Origin of the sequence: Streptomyces sp. M-16 (assembly GCF_052114405.1) — a bacterium.
In the GTDB taxonomy this organism is placed as follows: Bacteria; Actinomycetota; Actinomycetes; order Streptomycetales; family Streptomycetaceae; genus Streptomyces.
In genome coordinates this window covers 21,778-38,587 of sequence record NZ_JBFRER010000031.1, presented here as the reverse complement: position 1 = coordinate 38,587, position 16,810 = coordinate 21,778, and the positions used below count along the sequence as shown (strand labels likewise).

Below are 16,810 nucleotides of genomic sequence, written 5' to 3'. Positions count from 1 at the left end.
CATTGAGGGCCAGGCCGAGGAGCATCGTCACCGACACGCTCGGCCTTCTCCTCTCAGTACTGGTCACCGCGGCCAGCGTGCAGGACTCTGTCGCCGGCACCCGCCTCATCGACCAGGTCGCCGCCGACCACACCCGAGTCCGCAGGGTGGGGGTCGACGGCGGCCACCACCAGCACCTCGTCGAACAGGCCGCCGCCCTCGGCATCGATGTGCAGATCACCGCCGCAAGCCCGGGACCAGGGGCTTCACCCCGATCCCGAAGCGGTGGGCGGTCGAGAGGACCTACGGCTGGCTCATGCTCCACCGCCGTCTGGCCCGCGACTACGAAACCCTGCCCACCCGCTCCGAAGCCGTCATCCACATCGCGATGACCGGCCTCATGGCCCGCCGCCTCACCGGCGAAAGACCATCTCCCGGCGCGACCCGACACAGCTGACCAAATAGCCGATCCCAGGATGAAACGGCGGGATATGTCGACCTCTAAGCGGCGCCCTTCATGTCGTTGGTCTGAAAGGTGATGACGTCGACTTCGTCGGTTTCCGCCAGATCTGGGTAGTGGCCCTTGAGAGCTTCCCGGAGTTCGGCTGCGGTCGTCAGCCCTTCAGCTTGGGCGTCCTGGTCGGTGAGGTCACTGACCAGGCAGGGCCTGATGCCGGTCACCTCTGCCGACAGGACGACTTCAGGGTCGCTCTCAAACACCAGCCGTGCCGGGCCGAGCTGCGCCGGGTCCCGCAAGCGGGTGGTCTTGGTCTTGGCGCCGGAGCGGACGACTTCGAGGTAGCGGGGGTTGAACCGAATGATCGGGGGACCGGCCGCCTCGGGGTCTTGGTAGAGCAATGGGTCGAGACCGTTCATGCCCGCCTCCGGGGTCCATCGCTGAACCAGCGGCATCAGGTCGGCGGCGAGCACGGACCTGAGCCCCGCGGGGGTGGGCACGATGACGCGCATGGTGGGGTAGTAGTCCACGAAGACCTGCCGATCGCGCCCGCACGGGCCGATGACCCCGCGCCCGTGGTTTCCCACGGCGACGATGCAGCGCATCTGGCGGGCGCCCTGGGCCCGCGCAGCTCCCAGAGCTACGAGTTCGGCGCAGGGCCCGCCGGTGAAGTGGTAGAGGTTCACGCCGGCGAACATCCGGTAGTCGGCGGCCATGACCGCGGCGCCCACCGTGTGGATCCCGTCTTCGTCGGGCCCGGCGTCGGTATGCGCGTCTATGGTGCGGCGTGCCAGCTCCACGAGCTCACGCTCGTCATCATCGAGAGCTCGTGCAGATGACGGTACGTACACCTTTTTGACCTTCCCTTCCTTCAGCAGTCGCCCAAGATCATTCCACCCCCCGGAGACGGGCTCCACAGGGTTTCGGCTTGCCTTGGCCGGACCCTTAGAGGAGAACATCGTCAGAGGCCGTCCGCTGGAAGACGAAGCGCGCTGTCGTAGGCGCCGGGCGGGATGTGGAGGGTGGCGGTGTCGTGCCACAACGACGGAGAGGACCTGGTGCGCACGCGAAGGCAACTGCTCGCGAACCTGGCGGTCACCGCGGCTGCCGCCATGGGAGCCCCCCTCGCCGGCGCCACCCCGGCCGAGACCGAGGAGGCGCAACTCGGCGAGACGCTCGTCGCTGGGCTGCGCGACGCGATGCTGGGACTCGGCCGCGCGGCCCCCGACACGCCCCCGGACCGCCTCTCGGCGGAACTGCACCGCGCCTCGGCAGACTTCAACGACTGCGCGTACTCCAGCCTCGCCCTACGGCTCCCACGCCTGATCTCCGCCGGGCACCGGTCCAACAGCAACAACTTCCCCGTGCTCGCACGGGCCTACCTCCTGGCGACACGCATCCTCATCAAGCTCGACGAGCCGCAACTCGGCTGGACGGCAGCCGACCGCGCCCGGCAGTTCGCCGCCGCCGGCGGCGCGCCCGTCGCGGTAGCCGAAGCGGCCCGCCAGCAGGCCGTCCTCGCCCGAAAGGCGGGATGGCACGACCAGGCCCTGACCCTCGCCCTGCACGCCGCCCAGGATCCGGCCCTGCGCGAACCAGGAAACGCCGGGATCGCCCAGCGAGGTCTGCTGGTCCAGTGCGCCGCCTACACCGTCGCCCACCAACGCGACCAGGCAGGTATGCGTGAACTGACCAGCGAGGCCACTGCCATCGCCAAGAGCCTGGGCTCCGTCACCCACCTCCGGGACACCAACGGCGGGTTCAGCTGGGTCACCGTGCAGCTCCATCTGATCTCGGCGGAGAGCACCGCCGCAGATCCCTCGGCTGCCATTGCCGCAGCAGATGCTCTCGCCCCCCAGGCTCTTCCCACCATGGAGCGGCGCGCCCTCTACTTCACCGACCGCGCGAAGGCCTTCGCGCAGTGGGGCCGACGTGACGCATGCATCCGTGCTCTCCTCCAGGCGGAGTACTGGGCCCCGCAGGAAACCCACGCCCGCCCAGCCGTGAAATCCCTCGTCTCCGGCCTGCTGCTCTCCGGACGCACCACACCCGAACTCCGAGGCATCGCCGCCCGCACCGGAGTCCTGCACAGCAGCTGAGCGACGACCTGCAGAGCTGCGTGATCGCGGGACTCGTGACGCCGTCTGAGGCCCGGCAGAGTTCGGCCATGTCCACCTTCTCCGGTCCCCGGCGGGGCTGCGCCCGGCGAGGAGTCGAGGGCACCGGCGGCCGCACCTTCTTCGCCTTCGGCTTGGCCTGCGGAACGCCAACCGTCGACCGCGGTCGCTTCGGCTTCGCCGACGGCGTCCTCTTGCGTTCGACTCGCACCCGGGTCTCCGGCCGGTCGTCCCGCCGCACCGGCCGTGCCACCTGAGGGGGGCGTGCCGACACCGGCATCTCCTCGGCGGGAGCCGCCGCGACAGGTGCGCGGGCCGCGACGGCTTCGGGCACCGCCTGCGAAGGCAGCGCCGACCGCGGAAAGGCATGCTCCCGCACCGGGAGATCCGGGGCCGGGACCGCCGTCGGAGTGGCGAGGCCCACGCGAGCACGGGACGGTTTGCCGTCGGTGGGGGCGACGGAGACACACCCCGACGCGATGGCGCCATGCTCGACGGACGGCGACGAAGCTGCGGTGGGGTTTGGCGGTGGATGAGCTGGAGTGGGACCGGCTGCTGGACGTCGCGGCGGGCTGCGGCGGCACGGACGTGGAGTTCACCCCCGCCCCGTAGCAGGGCGGGAGGCGGGAGCAGACGCGGCGGGCCGCCACCCCCACCCGGTGGTGGCCCGCATTGTTGTGCGGGCGGCGGCGCGGGCCGGCGTCCGCCCTGGGCGGCGATCAGACGTTCTTCGGTGGCTATCCAGTCGCGGGTGCGCTGGAGGTCCTGGACCTGGACCCGCTCAAGGAAGCGGAGGAGGTCCAGGCGCGGGGTGTGGGCCGGTGGTGGTGCGGACATCGCTACTTCCCGTACTGCGCCGCCCGTGCTTCCTTGCATGCCGGGCACACGGGCGAGGCGCCGACTCCGTATCTGCATGCAGGCGGAGGACGTCCCTTCCCATTAGGGTGCATGTTCGAAGTTGGGGTCGAGTGTGGACGCGGCGGGACTCACCCGGGTGGTGTTCCGCTTCACCGAAGGCTGAGCGTTCTCACCGAGGCTTTGAGCACTTTTCGCTGGATCGAATGAACGACAAGGCAGAAACCACGGGCGTGATGATCGCGTTCTAGCGGCAGGGGTCCATACGACCCCGCACCTGGAAGGAAGTCCTATGCGTCGTATCGCTGTCGCGCTCCTCGGAGCGAGCGCGCTCGTCGGCCTCCGGTCTCCGCAGTAGCGTCCGACGGGCCGGTGGCGGAGATTGAGCAGCCGATCTACGGTCCATTCTTCGGCGTGATGGGCAGCGCGAGCGCCATGGTCTTCTCCGCGCTCGGCGCCGCATACGGAACGGCCGCCCAGCCCTAGCCGGCCGACCGCGTCGTCGGCCAGGGAGTGGTCGGGTAGCTGGGTCATGTCGACCTGCGGCAGCGTCCACCGACTCGCCCGCTGAACAACACCCTCGAACTCCCACCCGAGGCAAGCCCGCCTCAGGTGGGGGGTTCGCTCAGAGCGCTGATCAAACCTCGATGGCACTCGATCAAGGTTCGCTGGCACGGGACATGAGCGCTTCACTTGGCGGATGAGCGTCCGACTTCTGGCGGCCCTGAGCGCCGCGGTTGGCGGACGAGAGGGTGACTACGGTTCTCACCTGCGACAACTCAACGATGCGCGGGACTTGGGCGGTCGCCGTCCGGTCCTAGCCTGCTGAGTTCTCCGTGGCGGCGATCGTCTGGCGCAGAAGGCTACGCGCGGTCTCCAGGTCGGCGGCTCGCTGGTCGAGGACGTTCAGCTGGTCGCGAAGGCTGGTGAGAATGCCGGGACAGGGGCGCAGCGTTGCCTCGTCGAAGGTGCAGGGCAGGACCTGACGGATGATGCGGGTGGGCAGGCCCGCGGCCAACAAGGCGCGGATGCGCCGCACCGTCTCCACCGTCTGGTCGTCGTACTCGCGATAGCCGTTCGTGCGGCGCTCAGAGTGGATCAGCTCCATCCGCTCGTAGTAGCGCAGCAGGCGCTCGCTGACTCCGACACGACGTGACAGCTCACCGATCAGCATCGCCCAGCTTCTTCCCACTTGACCTTCCCACCGTGTCAGGGAGCAACAGTGGACTGGTCGGCCGCATTCCGGGGCCGATCGTCAAGGAGGGAGTGAACCATTGATCATCGATGCACACAGTCACGTCCACGACCCCGTCGAGGCACATGTGGGGCTACTGGACGAGGCCGGGGTGGACCGTGCCGTGCTGTTCGCCACCCGTCCACACCCGGAGCGGGCCGCTGACCTCACCTCGCTGCGTCGGGAGATGGCGATCCTGCACGAGGCCATCGGGGGTCGGGCCGGCACGGCCGAGGGGTATCGCTGCGCGTGGGGGGAGTTGGACGCCGCACTCGCCGCACGGCCGGAGCGGTTCATCGGCTTCCTTTCCGTACCGCTGGACCTGGAGCCGGAACAAATCGCCGCGACCGTGGAACGCGAGGTCATCGGGCGTGGACTGCACGGGATTGGCGAGCTGACGCCGCCGCCCGGACGGGCAGGGATGATTGAACCGGTGCTCCAGGCGGCGGCCGATCACGGTCGGCTGCCCGTGGTCGTGCACGGATCCGCCCCCACCACGGCGGACGACCTGAGGACGCTGTCAGCGCTCGCCGGCCGGTATCCGACGGTTCCGCTGGTGGTCAGCCAGCTCGGAGGGCTGAACTGGATGGAGACTGTCGAGCTGGTCCGGGACACCCCGAACATGTACCTGGAGCTCTCCACTGCCAGCATCGTCTTCTCGGTCCGGCTGGCCATCAAGGAGATCCCGGACCGGACCTTGTTCGGCTCGGACGCCCCGTACGGAGACCCAGTCCTCGCCCGAGCGATGGTGGAGCGGGTCACCAGCCCGGGAGAGGTACGCGACCGGGTGCTCGGCGGGACGATCGCCGAATTGGCCGGGCTCGGCTGAGGCAGGCCCGGCGTCCCCGGGTGCGACTCCGACAGGCTGAGCACTTCAGATGGCGAACCCCGACAACTGAAGGGTTCTGACCGCTCTTCCGTGACGGATACGCCTGAAAGGGGCGGCCGCGCCCCAGCCCGCCTGAGGCAGCAGGCCGGCTCGCCGGGCCGCTACTTGCCAGGAGCCCGATAACGGACTTGCTCGGCTCTGCGCAGGGCATCCAGCGTTTCATCGACGCTCAGGAGAACGGTCGTTTCAAACGAGCTCAGCGCGCCACCGCCACTGATCGCCAGCGCAACCGAGGCCATGGACACGTTGTCCGGGGCTTCCCAGAGGTTATAGCCGTCGTGCGTGCCGAAGGCGTACCAGAAGCCGTGGAGCTTCCCACCGACGGACTCGATGTACGACTGAGCGGCCTTTGCGCGGTCCTCGGGGTGACCGATCAGCCTCGCCCACGTCTCCGGCGTGTAGCTGAACCTTGATAGATAGAGCGGCATCGTCTCTCTCTTTCGTTTCAGCAATGGATGCCCGCGCTGGGTGGGAGAAGGGCCGGGTGGCCCACAGTTCCCCCAAACAGCCGGGGACGATGACCGCCACGGCGCACAGCCAACGGGTGAGCTGGCCGCCCGATACAAAGGGCTTGCTCATCACGGAAGCGCGGTCAGAACCAACTACAACGCTCAGTGCACACCTGATCCCCGGATGGATGAGGCGGCAGGACGCCCCGAGGGGTTCGGCCGACCATGGAAGTGGAGGGTGCGAGGGAGGCCCGGGATGGTGCTCAGGCCGCCGGTGGAGCCGATGCTCACGCAGGCTGCGGAAGCCGTGCCGGGCCCCGCCGCGCTGGTGCAGACCCGGCGCGGGTCCCCTGTGTAGGACCGGTGGCCGGATCTGGCGGCCGCCGCCGAGGCGCAGCTCCCCGCCGGCCTGGTGCTGGATGGCGAGTTGGTCGTTTGGCACACCGAAGAGGGTCGGTCGTCGTTCGGGGTGTTGCAGCGTCGGGCCGCCGCCCGCGCTCGCGGCGCCGCCCTCGCCGTGCGGTGGCCGGCCTACTTCGTTACTGGAGTACGTACGGGTTCATCGGCGATCAGGGAGGGCGCGATCGAGGAGATCTGCCTGGTGGGGTCCCGTGTTCGAGGTGTCCTTCAAGGGGGTGAGATCACCTCAGTTGCTCACGGATATTGCGAGCGGCACTCGTGATCTGCGGGTTCATGGGAGATTCCGAAACCCGTTCCTCGGTCACTGGCAGCAGTGCGGACGTCGGGCTGGCCGAGGTCTTCTCTCTCCATGCACGTCGCTCTGCCAGAGCAGGACAGCGGATCAGCGGGCCTTCTTCTTCGCCATGCTTGCTGAGTACCAGTGGGCGCGAGACGCCGCGGGTCTGATGCCCGGGACAGTCGACAGCTGGTCAAGCCGGCGCTGGAGGTGTGCGAGCACTACAGCATCGTGCCGTGGCAGCTCACCGCGTCTGTGATGGACCGGTACTTCGCAGGTCCGGGGAGGCGGGCCCGCTCGACCGTCCGAGCGAAAGATCAACAAGATTGATGCCTACTTCGCGTTCCTGGAACAGCGATACGCAGGCGGGATTCACCGCCTGTTCGGGGCGATCGTGGAATCGCCCGTAGACCCCTTCAACCGGCCCCGTCACCGCGGTGACTTCGGGCTTCGGGTGCCGCCGTCGCAGCGAGCGCTGAAGGAGTTCTTCTCCGGATGGAGGGATGCCATTCCTACAGCTCGGAAGGAGGCCGTGGCCTGCCGGGATTACGTAATGGCGAAGATCGCGTACCTGTCGGGGGTTCGTACAGGGCAAGGGCGCTCGCGGTTGGGGGCCCCGGCCGAGGGAGGCGTTCCTGTTCGAGGAGGGACGGCACGCCTTCGGGCTGCCCGCCCCGGCCCTCCGGCCAGGCCGGCACCGGCAACAATGGGCGCACCGCCGCCCACTCCGCGTCCGTCATGTCCGACGGGTACCGGCGTACCCGGTCCGGATGGTCGGCCGCGTTGCCGTACACATGCGCGAGGCAATCGCACGACACGGCGGGCGAGTTGAAGTCAACGTGCCCGGGCACGTACAACAAGGACAACAAGGCCTCCGGGAACCACTCGGAATGGGATCGCACCCCCGAGCTACCAGGAAGCCCTGCTTCCACGCGCGGAAACCGCCGCAGTCACCCGATCGAGACTCCCGTTCGACCGACAGCCTTCGAGACCGGTACGGGCAGCAGCCACTTACGTGTCGGGATGCTGCGGCAGGGCGAGCCAGTCCGACCAGGAGATCTCGCGGCCGAGGAAGCGCGGCTGCTCGAACGGCCAGTCGGCCGCGATCCACTGCGGCACCAGCGCGTCGAAGGCCTTCTCGACCTTGCTGCCCACCAGCTCGTCCACCACCCACCAGGAGATCTCGCCGTCCGCGCCGGCCCTCTCCGGTGGGTCGATGTAGACACAGCCGAGCAGAGCTGTCTCCACCGCGTCGAACAGCGCGTAGTTGAAGGACTGGTGCGCGGCGATCTCCTTCTCGTGCCGCAACAGGTCGGCCTGGTCGGCCTCGTAGGTCATGGTGGCCGCGGGCCAGCCCCAGGCCGGGCCGAAGATGGTCCACAGCCGCTCGCGCGAACCCATCACAGCCGGATAGTCGAGCGGGGTGTCCGCCTCCCGGATCGGCCGCAGGTGATGACCACCGCCCGGCAGCGGTACCAGGACGGGGTGGACGAAGTCATCGGGAAGCCAGCTCATGGCGCCCGACCGTAGCAGTGCGCGGCCGTCCGCTCCCCTTGATTTTCCCCGCATACCGCCAGGCTCCGCTCTCATGCCGGGCAAGGTCCGCGATCACCCTATCGAGACTGCCGTTCGATCGACAGACTCCGTGATCGGGACGGCAACGGCTTCTTAGATGGCTTCTGAACTGGGCCTTCGTGTTGCGTAGGTGTTCGCGACGTGCTCCATGAACCCTCTTCTGGCTCAGCCGCCGTCCGACGGGCTTGTCGAGTGCGCTCGCGTGCCGCGGTGCGGTGGTCCGCGGGTGCGGAGGACTGTGAGGTCGACCCGGCGGCCGGGCCGGTGCAGCCTTGAGYGCGACGGGGTACTCGCGGCCGCGCATGACGAAGGGGGCCACGCCCGCCCGGTTCGCCGTGAAGAGTGCTTTTTGCGGGAGTGCATACACCTTGGCGTACTCCTCGTCGGCGTCGAAGCCCTGCACGACGACGCCCGGACGGATGGAAATGGATCGGTCTCCGCGTACACAGTCCGGCCCGTCGGCCCGGGCCGGTTCCTTGTCCGAACGGCTGCGCGGTCCTTCCGTACTTGAGAGGATCCGTCCGGGGAAGCCGTCTCGATTTGCACCTGGAGGGACACATGCACCGCGCGCGTGCGTCATCGGTAGTGCCCGCCGCCTTCGCGGCCGTGCTTCTGGCGGTCTCGGGATGTTCAGGAGGGGGCGAGCCCGCCGCCAAGGCCCCGGCTCCTTCGAACTCCGGACTCGTGCACTACGCGCCCGCCACAGGCTCCGCCGCTCCGGCCGCGAGCGCGTTGCCCACCGCGCCCAAGGAGTGTGTGAAGACCGCCGCAATGAGCGTCGAACAGCTGACCGGCTACCTGAAGGAACTCCGCAGCGCCAGCGGGGACTACCAGACCAAGGGCCTGATGTTGGACTCCTCCGGGCTGAACTTCACTCCGGAGGACATCAAGCGCCCGTGCGAATCGGTCCCGGTGAAGCTCGCCCACTACTGGGTCGATTTGAAGAAGACGCACGCGGCCAGTTTCGTCAGTGGGGCCCGCTACGAATATTCGTACACCCTGATCGGCATCGCCTCCCATGCGGTCGGCCCGCAGGACGGCCGGGTGCCCGACACCGCGCCGCCGGGGCCCTCGGTCTGTCGTGGCACGCTCTCGGTGAGCTACCTCGGCGAAGACCTCCCGTTGACGGCCCTGCCGTACGACCTGAAGCTGGTCGACACCACCGCCCCCGGCCCGGTCACCGTGCGGGGCGACGGGGTGCTGTCCGCGATCTATGTTTCACCCCCGCACCCCGATTCGTGCTGACGCCGAACCCGTCGCCCACCGGCGGGCTTCGAGACCCTCGGAGAGCCGGTGGCTGCGCACAAGTGAGGGGTCGGGAGAGCGGGGGCCCCTATGTCTTTGGTCAAGGTGGTCGGGTGGAACTCTGTCTGCCACGCTGCGGGTCGCCGGGGCGAGACCGGCATAGGCGGCGAGGTGGCCGGCGGTCGGGAAGGTGCTGCCGTCGCCGACCTCGATCAGGATCCGGGCTCCGGTCCTGACGCCGACTCCCGGCATCGACGTCAGGACTTTCGAAAGAGGGTGGGCTTCCAGCAGTTCCTCGATCCGCCCCGCCAGCAGTTTCCGCTGGTCAAGGACGGCCGTCAGCGAGGCGGCCAGGCTCGGGACGATCAGCGCGGCCGCCTCGGTCCCCGGGACGATGACGGTCTGCTCGTCCAACGCGGCAAAGATCTCCTCGACCAGCCGCGGCGCCTTCGGCCGTAGCAGCGAGACCAGGCGGCGCCGTCCGGCCTTGCGGATCTGGCGGGTGATCCGAACCGAGGAAGACGTCGATGATGCTGGTGTCGATCACGTGCAGGCCCCTCCACCACGCTTTCGTCCGGCCTTGCCTCGGCATCGGGCTGCCACATCCACGTTACGGGGAGCTCTTCCGGCCCGGGTGGAGCCGGGGCTCAAGCCCCTCATCAGCGGTCCGTCGATGCCTCAGGACCCGGTGACACCACCCCCCGGATCATCAACAACAAGGGGGGAAGTCATGCCAGACCCGAAGGCCGGAGGCCCCATTGCGGAGCCACGAAAACGGTAACGGGCCAGGTCGACCTGTACGGCGGCGATCCGCCGTGCAACCAGACCGGCTGTCCTGCGGGCTCTCATGGGAGGTACGGCGTCGGCTACGAGTTCGTAGGGAGGGCACTGCCGAACCGCGGAAGAAGATGAAGCCGTGGGAGACGCCGAACCCCTACGAGCCGGTGGTCAAAGCCATCCTCACGCCGGATCTGACCGCGCCGCAGAAGTAGCGCCAAACGGTCTCGCCCACGCCACGTCCGATCCGGGCATGCCCTTCGGCACTGGGCGCCTGGACGCTGAYCGGTAGGCTCCGCCGCCGGCGCCGCCCTCAAGAGGGTTGAACCAACGCCTGGAAGCTGTGGGAGGAAATCAAGGAACAGGGCTACCCGGACGGCTACGGCAGCGTTCGCGACCACGTCAGCCGGAATCCCCGCGGGAAGCCCCAGCCGGTCGGCCCCGGCCGCCGTCCGCCCGCGCCGTGACCCGCTGGATCCTCACCCACCCCGACGCCCTGGCCGAAGGCGACCGGCTCCAGCTCAAGACCATGCTGGCGAACTGCCCTGAACTGGACGCACTCGCTGGTCACGTGCACTCCTTCGCCCACATGCTCACCGAGCTGCAGGGACACCAGCTGCCGGCCTGGATCGAAGCCGTGACCACCACCGACCTGCACAGCCTCCAACGATTCGCCCGGCACCTGGAACGCGATCTCGACGCCGTCACCGCCGGACTCTCGCAGCCGTGGAACTCTGGAGTCGTCGAAGGCCATGTCAAGGATCAAGATGCTCAAGCGCCAGATGTTCGGCCGCGCCGGCTTCGAGCTCCTCCGCAAGCGCGTCCTGCTCTACTCCTGAAAAGGCTGTTCAGGACGCATCGTCGATGAGGCCGAAGCCCTCCGGGAACCCTTCCAAGAACTCGCGACGAGCCAGGTTGGTCTCAGAGGCTGTCATCTCTCCCACCAGCTCGATCAGCTCCCGCTGCTGATCAGTCGGCAGCGTGCTGACCACGTGGGCAACGCCCTCCAGAACCTTGACCGCGTCGTCCGGGTCCATCTGCTCGTCTTCGCACCCCTCGATGAACCACAACACATCGACCAAAGTCTCGGTCAAGGCACGAGTCAGCGACGGGTACGAGGACGTCACGAAGGGCTCCCAGAAGATCAACAACAGAGTCCGGCCATCCCACCACACGCCACTGACCTCACGGTCCGTGAGGCACCACAAGAAGTGGACCAGAGCCGCACCTCGCCTGCGCAGCCGCATGCCCGCTAGTTTCACCAGCCATGAAGCAGCGCAAGCAGAAGAAGCTCTCCCGCCACCTCTTCGAAGCAGTCCTGGCAGGCGACGCCATGCACACGAAGGCCCTGTTGCGCAGTAGAGCGAGTCCAGAGAGACGGAACAGTGACGGCACCACTCCGCTGTACCTGGCTTCAGTGCAGGGCGAGGCCGAGATAGCTCGTTTGCTCATGGAAGCCGGAGCCTCTCCCGACACCGAAAGCAGCGGCCGCGGCTCGGAGGGCACACCGCTGTGCGCAGCCGCCTGCTGGGGGCACACCGAAACGATCTGGCAGTTGTTGGCACATGGTGCCGATCCCAACCTTCGCGAAGACCACGGCACAGGAATGTCCCCGCTGGACTGGGCGAACAACGGACCTCACCCCGACGCTGCCGAGATCCTCCGGGCAGCAGGGGCGCAACCGACAGCTCACCCAGCTCCGTAGCTGGCGCCCAGTGATCGCCTGCGCCCCGCCGCCCCGGTCCCGCCGGCACTCGGCCGTACGGCGCCCTCCACCAAGCCGCGTGGCTCGCAGCGCCGCAGCCTGGAGGCGGTGGGCCGGGCGCGTCGTGTGGAGGTGCCTGAGCGTGGTGCTGCGGCCTTTCGGTCGTGCCGATGTCGGCGCAGGCCGCCGAGACGATCCCGGGGCTTGAGACTGGTGAGCTCGCATGTTCAGGTGTCGCGTATTCGCGGCCGAGCCCAGATGGGGGCTCGCGCTGAGTGATCTGCGCGCGCTCGGCGGCACCGGCGGTCCGCTGGTCGTCGATTGACATGATGGGCAGCGGCAAGGCCCAGGTGTCTCCAGAGGAGTGACTATGGCGTTCAAGACCGGAGTCGCCGAACGGGACGAGTGGTCCTATTCGCCGGCTGTCGGCGTCGGACCGCTCCGGTTCGGTATGACCATCGACGAAGTGGTCGAGGCGGCTGAGACATTCGGCCAGACGAAGGTCAGCGATTGTGCACGGGACCACGCGATCTTCTCGCCGACTTGGAAGATCGAAGTCCACCGTCGCGGGGTGGCTCCTTCACCGCCTGCCGTCACGGCCTACGTCAGCCAGGCTGTAGGGCTGTTCTGCATCGCTGCCGACGCCGTGCACGGTCCCCAGGTCGCGTACCACGGACTCCCCCTGGTCGGGAGAGACCTGTCGGAGCTGGAGAGTGACGCAACCGCGTATGCCGAGGCAGCGGACGCGTACCTTCGCTACACGCCCGAGGGCTACGCCGGACCGGATGATCCCGGGGTACTGATTCGCGGACAACTCGTTGGGCAGGACCTCCGATCCCGTCCGTTGTTCATGGTGACGCGCGACGGCGCACATACTGAATGGGACTCGATGCCCTTCGAGGAGTACCGCGTCAACGGCCAGTCCACCTGACGTGGTGTGACATACGCCAGCTCTTCAGTCGAGGCCGTGTTCGGGGCGCCCGTTATTGGCGCGAGGCGAGCTTCTTGGTCACGTCCGTCGCTGCGTTGTCCGGGCGTAACCGGCGAGGTGTAGCGATCACTGGCGGTGATCGCCAGGGGCGTGTCGGCTCCACGTTCCTCCAGCTTCGGTGACCGGGCGGGTGGCTGGCTTGTCGTGGTAACCGAGGTTCGGGCGCCGGCCGCCCGCCTGTGCCCGGCAGCCGCCTCACGCCGGAATCGGCTGCGGAACGCGCTGTCCGCCGCCGGCTGCGGGCGCACCATCTTCACCCCGACCGTACGGCTCCCGCGCCGGAACCTGCCCGGGTGCCCGCGCGGGTCCTCTCGGCCGGGCCGACGACCAGGGGAAAACGGTGTGACAACCGCCCGCTGCCGGGCCCAGGCTGGGCCCATGCGTACGCATCTGAATGTCTTCGGTATCGATGTGATCCCTTCGGATCCGCGGGACCGTCACGACAACCCCGAGGTCCGCCCCCTGATCGACGGCTCGGACTTCATCGAGCACGACTACTACGGGGCGGTCTGCGGTGACCCTCTCAGATGGCTGCTGCCGGATGGGCCCTTCTCGGTGGGGGAGGTGCCCCACGAAGTAGAAATTGCGGCGTGGTGCTGTTGCCGCTCCGCACTCGATGTCGTCATGCGACGCGAGGGCGACACGGTGGTGTGGGCCTGTAAGGAGCCCGAAGACATTTCCTCTTACGAATACCGCTTCGATGCCGGGCAGTACGACGCCGAGGTGGCACGGGCCACCCGGGACCGTGGGTGGGAGTGGCCCTCCGCCGCCGTCGCCCGGGAACTCCAGGGCATCCTGCGTGCCCACTCCACGTGGCTCGACACCTGGACGTGTGAAGTCGATCAGGCGTGGGCGACCCCCGGGGTCCTCGACGAGATTCGCCTCGCCCTGCGGACCTATGCGCTCCAGCCCGATGGCGCCTGGCGTTCCCTGGGGCGCATCGGGCTCGTACGACCGGTGACCGACGAGGATCCCCTGCTCCAGGCCGAGCGTCTGGCGCGGGAGATCACAGCGGATGATCCGCGCACGGTGGACGGCATGCGAGGTGACACGCCCGACGCGGCGCTCACGGACTGGCTCGGCAGCCCACGGGAGTTCGGGCCGAGCAGTCACAAGTGGCGCTGAGCGCGAGGCGGAGTGTGGCGGCGCGGCGCCGGCCTTGTCATGGTGGGTGTCTGGTAGTTCGCTGGTTGCATGAGGGCTGACTCGGCCGGCTCGCCGCCGCCTTCGGCCGTCTGCCAGAGGGGGACGGCTATGCGGTATACCCACGGTCCGGTGTCGAGCTGGAGTCGTTCGTAGAGCCGTACGCGCTCGATCGTCTGCCCGTCCGGCAGCAGCAGCGTGATCGGTACGGGTGGTGGGGGTTCGGTCACGGTCAGGGGCCGGTCTGCTGCTCCTGCCGGGCCTGCTGGCAGGGCGTGCACAGCGGGCTGGCACCTGCTCCGTAGCGGGTGGTGGGCCGACGGCAGCGGACGCAGGGTCCGGTCGGGACGGGCGCGGGTCGTGCGGGTGCGGCGTCGACGGGCCGGCTCATGCCGCGGCCTCCCGTCCTGCCGCCGGGGTGTGGGTGTGGGCGGCGTGGCGGAGCTCGACGCCGCCGGCCCGCCAGCCGGCGGGCTCCGTCCAGTAGGGGTGGGTGCACAGGCGGGCCGACAGGCTGATCAGCCGGCGCCGCAGCGCGGTGGTGCCCGCCCCGGCGGGGGCCTGCGCGAGCGCGGCGTAGGTCTCCTGCCACGCCTGTTGCAGGGTGATCAGGTCCTCGGGGAAGCGGAACGGTGCTCTCACCACTCCACTAAAACACGTGTTCGATTTCCTGCGCGAGTGCCACGCCAAGGCCACCGGGCTGGTTGTCCTGTCTCACCGAACTTTGGCCGTTCTCAGCGAAGATTGACCACTGAGCGGGTTCATCACTCTCCTGCAGCCGGCACCTCTTTGGCGCGGACCGCGAAGGCTTCACCGGCATGCTCCGCCACCTCGCCTCGGGCGGGCATGCCGTCCCTGTCGGCAGCGAAGAAGATCTCTCGTGTCTTCACCTGTATCTCAGCGGCCTGCTCGGCAAGCTGCTGCGCCTGCGGGACCAGCGCGACGAGGCGGAGCCGGAAGAGGCTGCTTCGGACCTCGACATGGAGCCGGTACGACTCGGCCCGGGTTGCGAGGAGCGCCTCGGAGTCGGGTGCTGCGTGCTGGCGGGTCCGTGGAGACCTCGGCCAAAGTTTGATGAGATCGGTCAAGGTTCGGTGAGACAGGACACTGGTCCTGTTGTTCCGTGTCACCGAAGTCAGGCGGTCGCGGCGCCTTGACCTGCGGCGACTAGGTTCGATGACGCAACGTCCGAGCGTCACGCGATGGGCCGGGCTGTTACGAACCGCTACGAAAGCGATTCCGCCGCGGCCGGCCTCTCTGTTGCGGCGGCGCCACCGATGCTTTTGCGGCCACCCTGAGACTCGTCGGCTCAGCTGAGTGCCGTGGAGTCACAGGCTGTGGGCGATGGGGTGCAGCGGTTCGTACAGCGGGAGTTCGGCGCCGCTGGGGAGCCGGATCGCAGTCAGTTTGCCCCAGCGCTGTTCGCTGACCGGGCGGGTGATCTCGACGCCCTGCGCGCGGAACTCGCCGAGCTGGGAATCAAGGTCGTCGCACATCAGGAAGAACTCGTGTTGGGGCGGGCCGTCGGCCGGGTGCACGGCCACCTCGGCCGGGGGCAGCTTGAAGATGAGCCAGCCGCCGCCTGTGTCGACGCCGGGAAAGTTGAGGACGTCGCGGATGAAGGCGCGGTCCGCCTCGGCGTCCTGGCTGTAGAGGATGACATGTGCACCGCTGATCATGGCTGGCTCCTGCCCGACGACGTGCTGGCGGTCGTGCCCCCCGGCATCATGGTGGCAAAGACCTTGGGCTGCATTCGATGACACGACGACTGAGTTGCGTGACAACGGACAACCACACCCCTGGGGAGCCCATACCCCTGGGGAGCCCATCTCGCCGCTACTGACTTGTCTCCGTGAAGTGTGACCGGTCGCTGCTTCACGTTCGTGGCTGTTGGGCTTGCGGGGGCGACGGCCTCCGCCCCCACGCACCCTCGCCAAGCCCGCACCTGCGGAGCCTGTTGGAATACCCGGGATGAGCCGGCAGAACCGGGTGCATTGCTCGTTCACCGAACTCGGCGGCCGGCGGCCCGCAGGTTGAGCCGGCCGGCGGCGATGGCCAGGCCTGCGAAAAGCACCGCTGCCGAACCGATCAGGGCGATCCCCTCATCCAGGCCTGCATGGTCCACGTCCGGCGCTCGCGGAGGTACCCAGCCGGACGGATCTACCAGGAGGTTCTGGGTCCGGCCAACGTCGGAGGGGCCGAAGCAGCCCGCATATCCTTCGAGCGTGGCGTGCGGCAGGGGCAGGCCGTCCGTACGGCGCAGGTCGCATTTCCAACTCACGCGCCCGGTCTTGTCCCTGGAGCTGTGGGCGTCGGTCACTACCACCGGAGTACGCACTCCGCGCAGGACCAGCACCTCGGTCCGAACCACCGGCCTGGATGCCACCAGCAGCCCGATCTCCAGTACGAGGGCCGGACCGATCAGCCACCAGGTGGGCCGCAGCCCGGCCACCACTCCGAGGCCGGCGACGAGCACCACGAACCCCGTGATCATGCCGAGCGCGCCGTAGTCCGGATTGCTCGCGACAATCGCCAGGCCGATCAGGGCGCACGGCGTGGCGATCGCGGTCGTCACGCTGAGGCGCGTCACCATCCGGGAGGACATCCCGGCGGTGCGCTGTTTGCCGCGCCCCTTCCCGCCGGTTGCCCGACGGCCCGACTTCACGGGAACCCGACCACCACCGCGCCCGTCACTCA

Annotated in this window: 17 protein-coding genes and 4 pseudogenes; 10 read left to right on the top strand and 11 right to left on the bottom strand. The window is 68.4% G+C overall.

All coding sequences use genetic code 11. The features are described 5' to 3' along the window. Positions 1 to 11: 11 nt before the first annotated feature. A pseudogene (locus tag AB4039_RS16770) lies at positions 12 to 444 on the top strand (transposase); the annotation flags it as partial. A 36-nt stretch (positions 445 to 480) separates the two neighbouring features. Here AB4039_RS16770 and AB4039_RS16765 read toward each other — a convergent pair. Further along, positions 481 to 1,236, bottom strand: a complete 756-nt coding sequence (locus AB4039_RS16765) for an ASCH domain-containing protein (protein WP_442271075.1) — start codon at positions 1,234 to 1,236, stop codon at positions 481 to 483. Between the two features lie 258 nt (positions 1,237 to 1,494). Between AB4039_RS16765 and AB4039_RS16760 the strand changes: the two genes are divergently transcribed. Together AB4039_RS16760 and AB4039_RS16755 are read left to right on the top strand one after the other, a co-directional pair. Continuing rightward, entirely contained in the window at positions 1,495 to 2,535 is a 1,041-nt protein-coding gene (locus AB4039_RS16760; protein WP_442271074.1) for an XRE family transcriptional regulator, read from the top strand. Between the two features lie 68 nt (positions 2,536 to 2,603). Then, complete coding sequence (locus AB4039_RS16755; protein ID WP_442271073.1) at positions 2,604 to 2,810, top strand: hypothetical protein; 207 nt, start codon at positions 2,604 to 2,606, stop codon at positions 2,808 to 2,810. Positions 2,811 to 4,225: 1,415 nt separating this feature from the next. On the opposite strand, the gene AB4039_RS16750 is transcribed toward AB4039_RS16755, so the two are convergent. Beyond that, on the bottom strand, positions 4,226 to 4,582 hold the full coding sequence (locus AB4039_RS16750; protein WP_266846390.1) for a MerR family transcriptional regulator: 357 nt from the start codon (positions 4,580 to 4,582) through the stop codon (positions 4,226 to 4,228). 100 nt (positions 4,583 to 4,682) lie between these two features. Between AB4039_RS16750 and AB4039_RS16745 the strand changes: the two genes are divergently transcribed. Continuing rightward, on the top strand, positions 4,683 to 5,471 hold the full coding sequence (locus AB4039_RS16745) for an amidohydrolase family protein (protein ID WP_266846389.1): 789 nt from the start codon (positions 4,683 to 4,685) through the stop codon (positions 5,469 to 5,471). A gap of 161 nt (positions 5,472 to 5,632) precedes the next feature. Here AB4039_RS16745 and AB4039_RS16740 read toward each other — a convergent pair whose 3' ends face one another. Continuing rightward, positions 5,633 to 5,959: a GYD domain-containing protein gene (locus tag AB4039_RS16740; protein ID WP_266846388.1), complete on the bottom strand. Its 327-nt coding sequence runs from the start codon at positions 5,957 to 5,959 to the stop codon at positions 5,633 to 5,635. A 714-nt stretch (positions 5,960 to 6,673) separates the two neighbouring features. On the opposite strand from AB4039_RS16740, the pseudogene AB4039_RS16735 reads away from it, so the two are divergent. Continuing rightward, positions 6,674 to 7,330: pseudogene (locus AB4039_RS16735) on the top strand (site-specific integrase); the annotation flags it as partial. Here AB4039_RS16735 and AB4039_RS16730 read toward each other — a convergent pair. Together AB4039_RS16730 and AB4039_RS16725 are read right to left on the bottom strand one after the other, a co-directional pair. Continuing rightward, positions 7,328 to 7,471 (bottom strand): annotated as a pseudogene (locus AB4039_RS16730) (transposase); the annotation flags it as partial. The pseudogenes AB4039_RS16735 and AB4039_RS16730 sit on opposite strands and share 3 nt — an antisense overlap. A 217-nt stretch (positions 7,472 to 7,688) precedes the next feature. Further along, the gene (locus tag AB4039_RS16725) at positions 7,689 to 8,192 is read right to left on the bottom strand and encodes an N-acetyltransferase (RefSeq protein WP_442271072.1); all 504 of its coding nucleotides are present in this window, start codon (positions 8,190 to 8,192) and stop codon (positions 7,689 to 7,691) included. 816 nt (positions 8,193 to 9,008) lie between these two features. On the opposite strand from AB4039_RS16725, the gene AB4039_RS16720 reads away from it, so the two are divergent. After that, positions 9,009 to 9,497 (top strand): hypothetical protein, encoded by a 489-nt coding sequence (locus AB4039_RS16720; protein WP_266846386.1) that lies wholly within the window; start codon positions 9,009 to 9,011, stop codon positions 9,495 to 9,497. 105 nt (positions 9,498 to 9,602) lie between these two features. Here AB4039_RS16720 and AB4039_RS16715 read toward each other — a convergent pair. Next, positions 9,603 to 10,018: pseudogene (locus AB4039_RS16715) on the bottom strand (transposase); the annotation flags it as partial. Between the two features lie 719 nt (positions 10,019 to 10,737). On the opposite strand from AB4039_RS16715, the gene AB4039_RS16710 reads away from it, so the two are divergent. Then, complete coding sequence (locus AB4039_RS16710) at positions 10,738 to 11,142, top strand: hypothetical protein (protein WP_442271105.1); 405 nt, start codon at positions 10,738 to 10,740, stop codon at positions 11,140 to 11,142. On the opposite strand, the gene AB4039_RS16705 is transcribed toward AB4039_RS16710, so the two are convergent. Then, the gene (locus AB4039_RS16705) at positions 11,123 to 11,521 is read right to left on the bottom strand and encodes a hypothetical protein (protein WP_442271071.1); all 399 of its coding nucleotides are present in this window, start codon (positions 11,519 to 11,521) and stop codon (positions 11,123 to 11,125) included. The two genes, AB4039_RS16710 and AB4039_RS16705, sit on opposite strands and share 20 nt — an antisense overlap. 20 nt (positions 11,522 to 11,541) lie before the next feature. Between AB4039_RS16705 and AB4039_RS16700 the strand changes: the two genes are divergently transcribed. The 3 genes from AB4039_RS16700 to AB4039_RS16690 all read left to right on the top strand — a co-directional run bounded on the left by AB4039_RS16700 (position 11,542) and on the right by AB4039_RS16690 (position 14,095). Beyond that, complete coding sequence (locus tag AB4039_RS16700) at positions 11,542 to 11,979, top strand: ankyrin repeat domain-containing protein (RefSeq protein ID WP_266846383.1); 438 nt, start codon at positions 11,542 to 11,544, stop codon at positions 11,977 to 11,979. A gap of 370 nt (positions 11,980 to 12,349) precedes the next feature. Then, the gene (locus AB4039_RS16695) at positions 12,350 to 12,910 is read left to right on the top strand and encodes a hypothetical protein (RefSeq protein ID WP_442271070.1); all 561 of its coding nucleotides are present in this window, start codon (positions 12,350 to 12,352) and stop codon (positions 12,908 to 12,910) included. 438 nt (positions 12,911 to 13,348) lie between these two features. Further along, positions 13,349 to 14,095: a hypothetical protein gene (locus AB4039_RS16690; protein ID WP_266846381.1), complete on the top strand. Its 747-nt coding sequence runs from the start codon at positions 13,349 to 13,351 to the stop codon at positions 14,093 to 14,095. 405 nt (positions 14,096 to 14,500) lie between these two features. Here the strand turns inward: AB4039_RS16690 and AB4039_RS16685 are convergent, their stop codons facing one another. The 4 genes from AB4039_RS16685 to AB4039_RS16670 all read right to left on the bottom strand — a co-directional run bounded on the left by AB4039_RS16685 (position 14,501) and on the right by AB4039_RS16670 (position 16,688). Then, positions 14,501 to 14,755 carry a hypothetical protein gene (locus AB4039_RS16685; RefSeq protein WP_266846380.1) on the bottom strand — a complete coding sequence of 85 codons (255 nt, stop codon included), beginning with the start codon at positions 14,753 to 14,755 and terminating at the stop codon, positions 14,501 to 14,503. A 122-nt stretch (positions 14,756 to 14,877) separates the two neighbouring features. Then, positions 14,878 to 15,201, bottom strand: coding sequence for a hypothetical protein (locus tag AB4039_RS16680; protein WP_266846379.1), 324 nt, complete (start codon positions 15,199 to 15,201; stop codon positions 14,878 to 14,880). Positions 15,202 to 15,441: 240 nt separating this feature from the next. Then, positions 15,442 to 15,792 (bottom strand): extradiol dioxygenase, encoded by a 351-nt coding sequence (locus tag AB4039_RS16675; protein ID WP_266846378.1) that lies wholly within the window; start codon positions 15,790 to 15,792, stop codon positions 15,442 to 15,444. 323 nt (positions 15,793 to 16,115) lie between these two features. Further along, entirely contained in the window at positions 16,116 to 16,688 is a 573-nt protein-coding gene (locus tag AB4039_RS16670; protein ID WP_266846377.1) for a hypothetical protein, read from the bottom strand. Positions 16,689 to 16,810 lie beyond the last annotated feature (122 nt).

Bases quoted from the DNA above. Each gene is read 5' to 3' on its own strand.
- AB4039_RS16755 (WP_442271073.1), top strand. From the start codon at position 2,604: ATGTCCACCTTCTCCGGTCCCCGGCGGGGCTGCGCCCGGCGAGGAGTC.
- AB4039_RS16750 (WP_266846390.1), bottom strand. From the start codon at position 4,582: ATGCTGATCGGTGAGCTGTCACGTCGTGTCGGAGTCAGCGAGCGCCTG.
- AB4039_RS16740 (WP_266846388.1), bottom strand. From the start codon at position 5,959: ATGCCGCTCTATCTATCAAGGTTCAGCTACACGCCGGAGACGTGGGCG.
- AB4039_RS16725 (WP_442271072.1), bottom strand. From the start codon at position 8,192: ATGAGCTGGCTTCCCGATGACTTCGTCCACCCCGTCCTGGTACCGCTG.
- AB4039_RS16705 (WP_442271071.1), bottom strand. From the start codon at position 11,521: ATGCGGCTGCGCAGGCGAGGTGCGGCTCTGGTCCACTTCTTGTGGTGC.
- AB4039_RS16700 (WP_266846383.1), top strand. From the start codon at position 11,542: ATGAAGCAGCGCAAGCAGAAGAAGCTCTCCCGCCACCTCTTCGAAGCA.
- AB4039_RS16695 (WP_442271070.1), top strand. From the start codon at position 12,350: ATGGCGTTCAAGACCGGAGTCGCCGAACGGGACGAGTGGTCCTATTCG.
- AB4039_RS16690 (WP_266846381.1), top strand. From the start codon at position 13,349: ATGCGTACGCATCTGAATGTCTTCGGTATCGATGTGATCCCTTCGGAT.
- AB4039_RS16675 (WP_266846378.1), bottom strand. From the start codon at position 15,792: ATGATCAGCGGTGCACATGTCATCCTCTACAGCCAGGACGCCGAGGCG.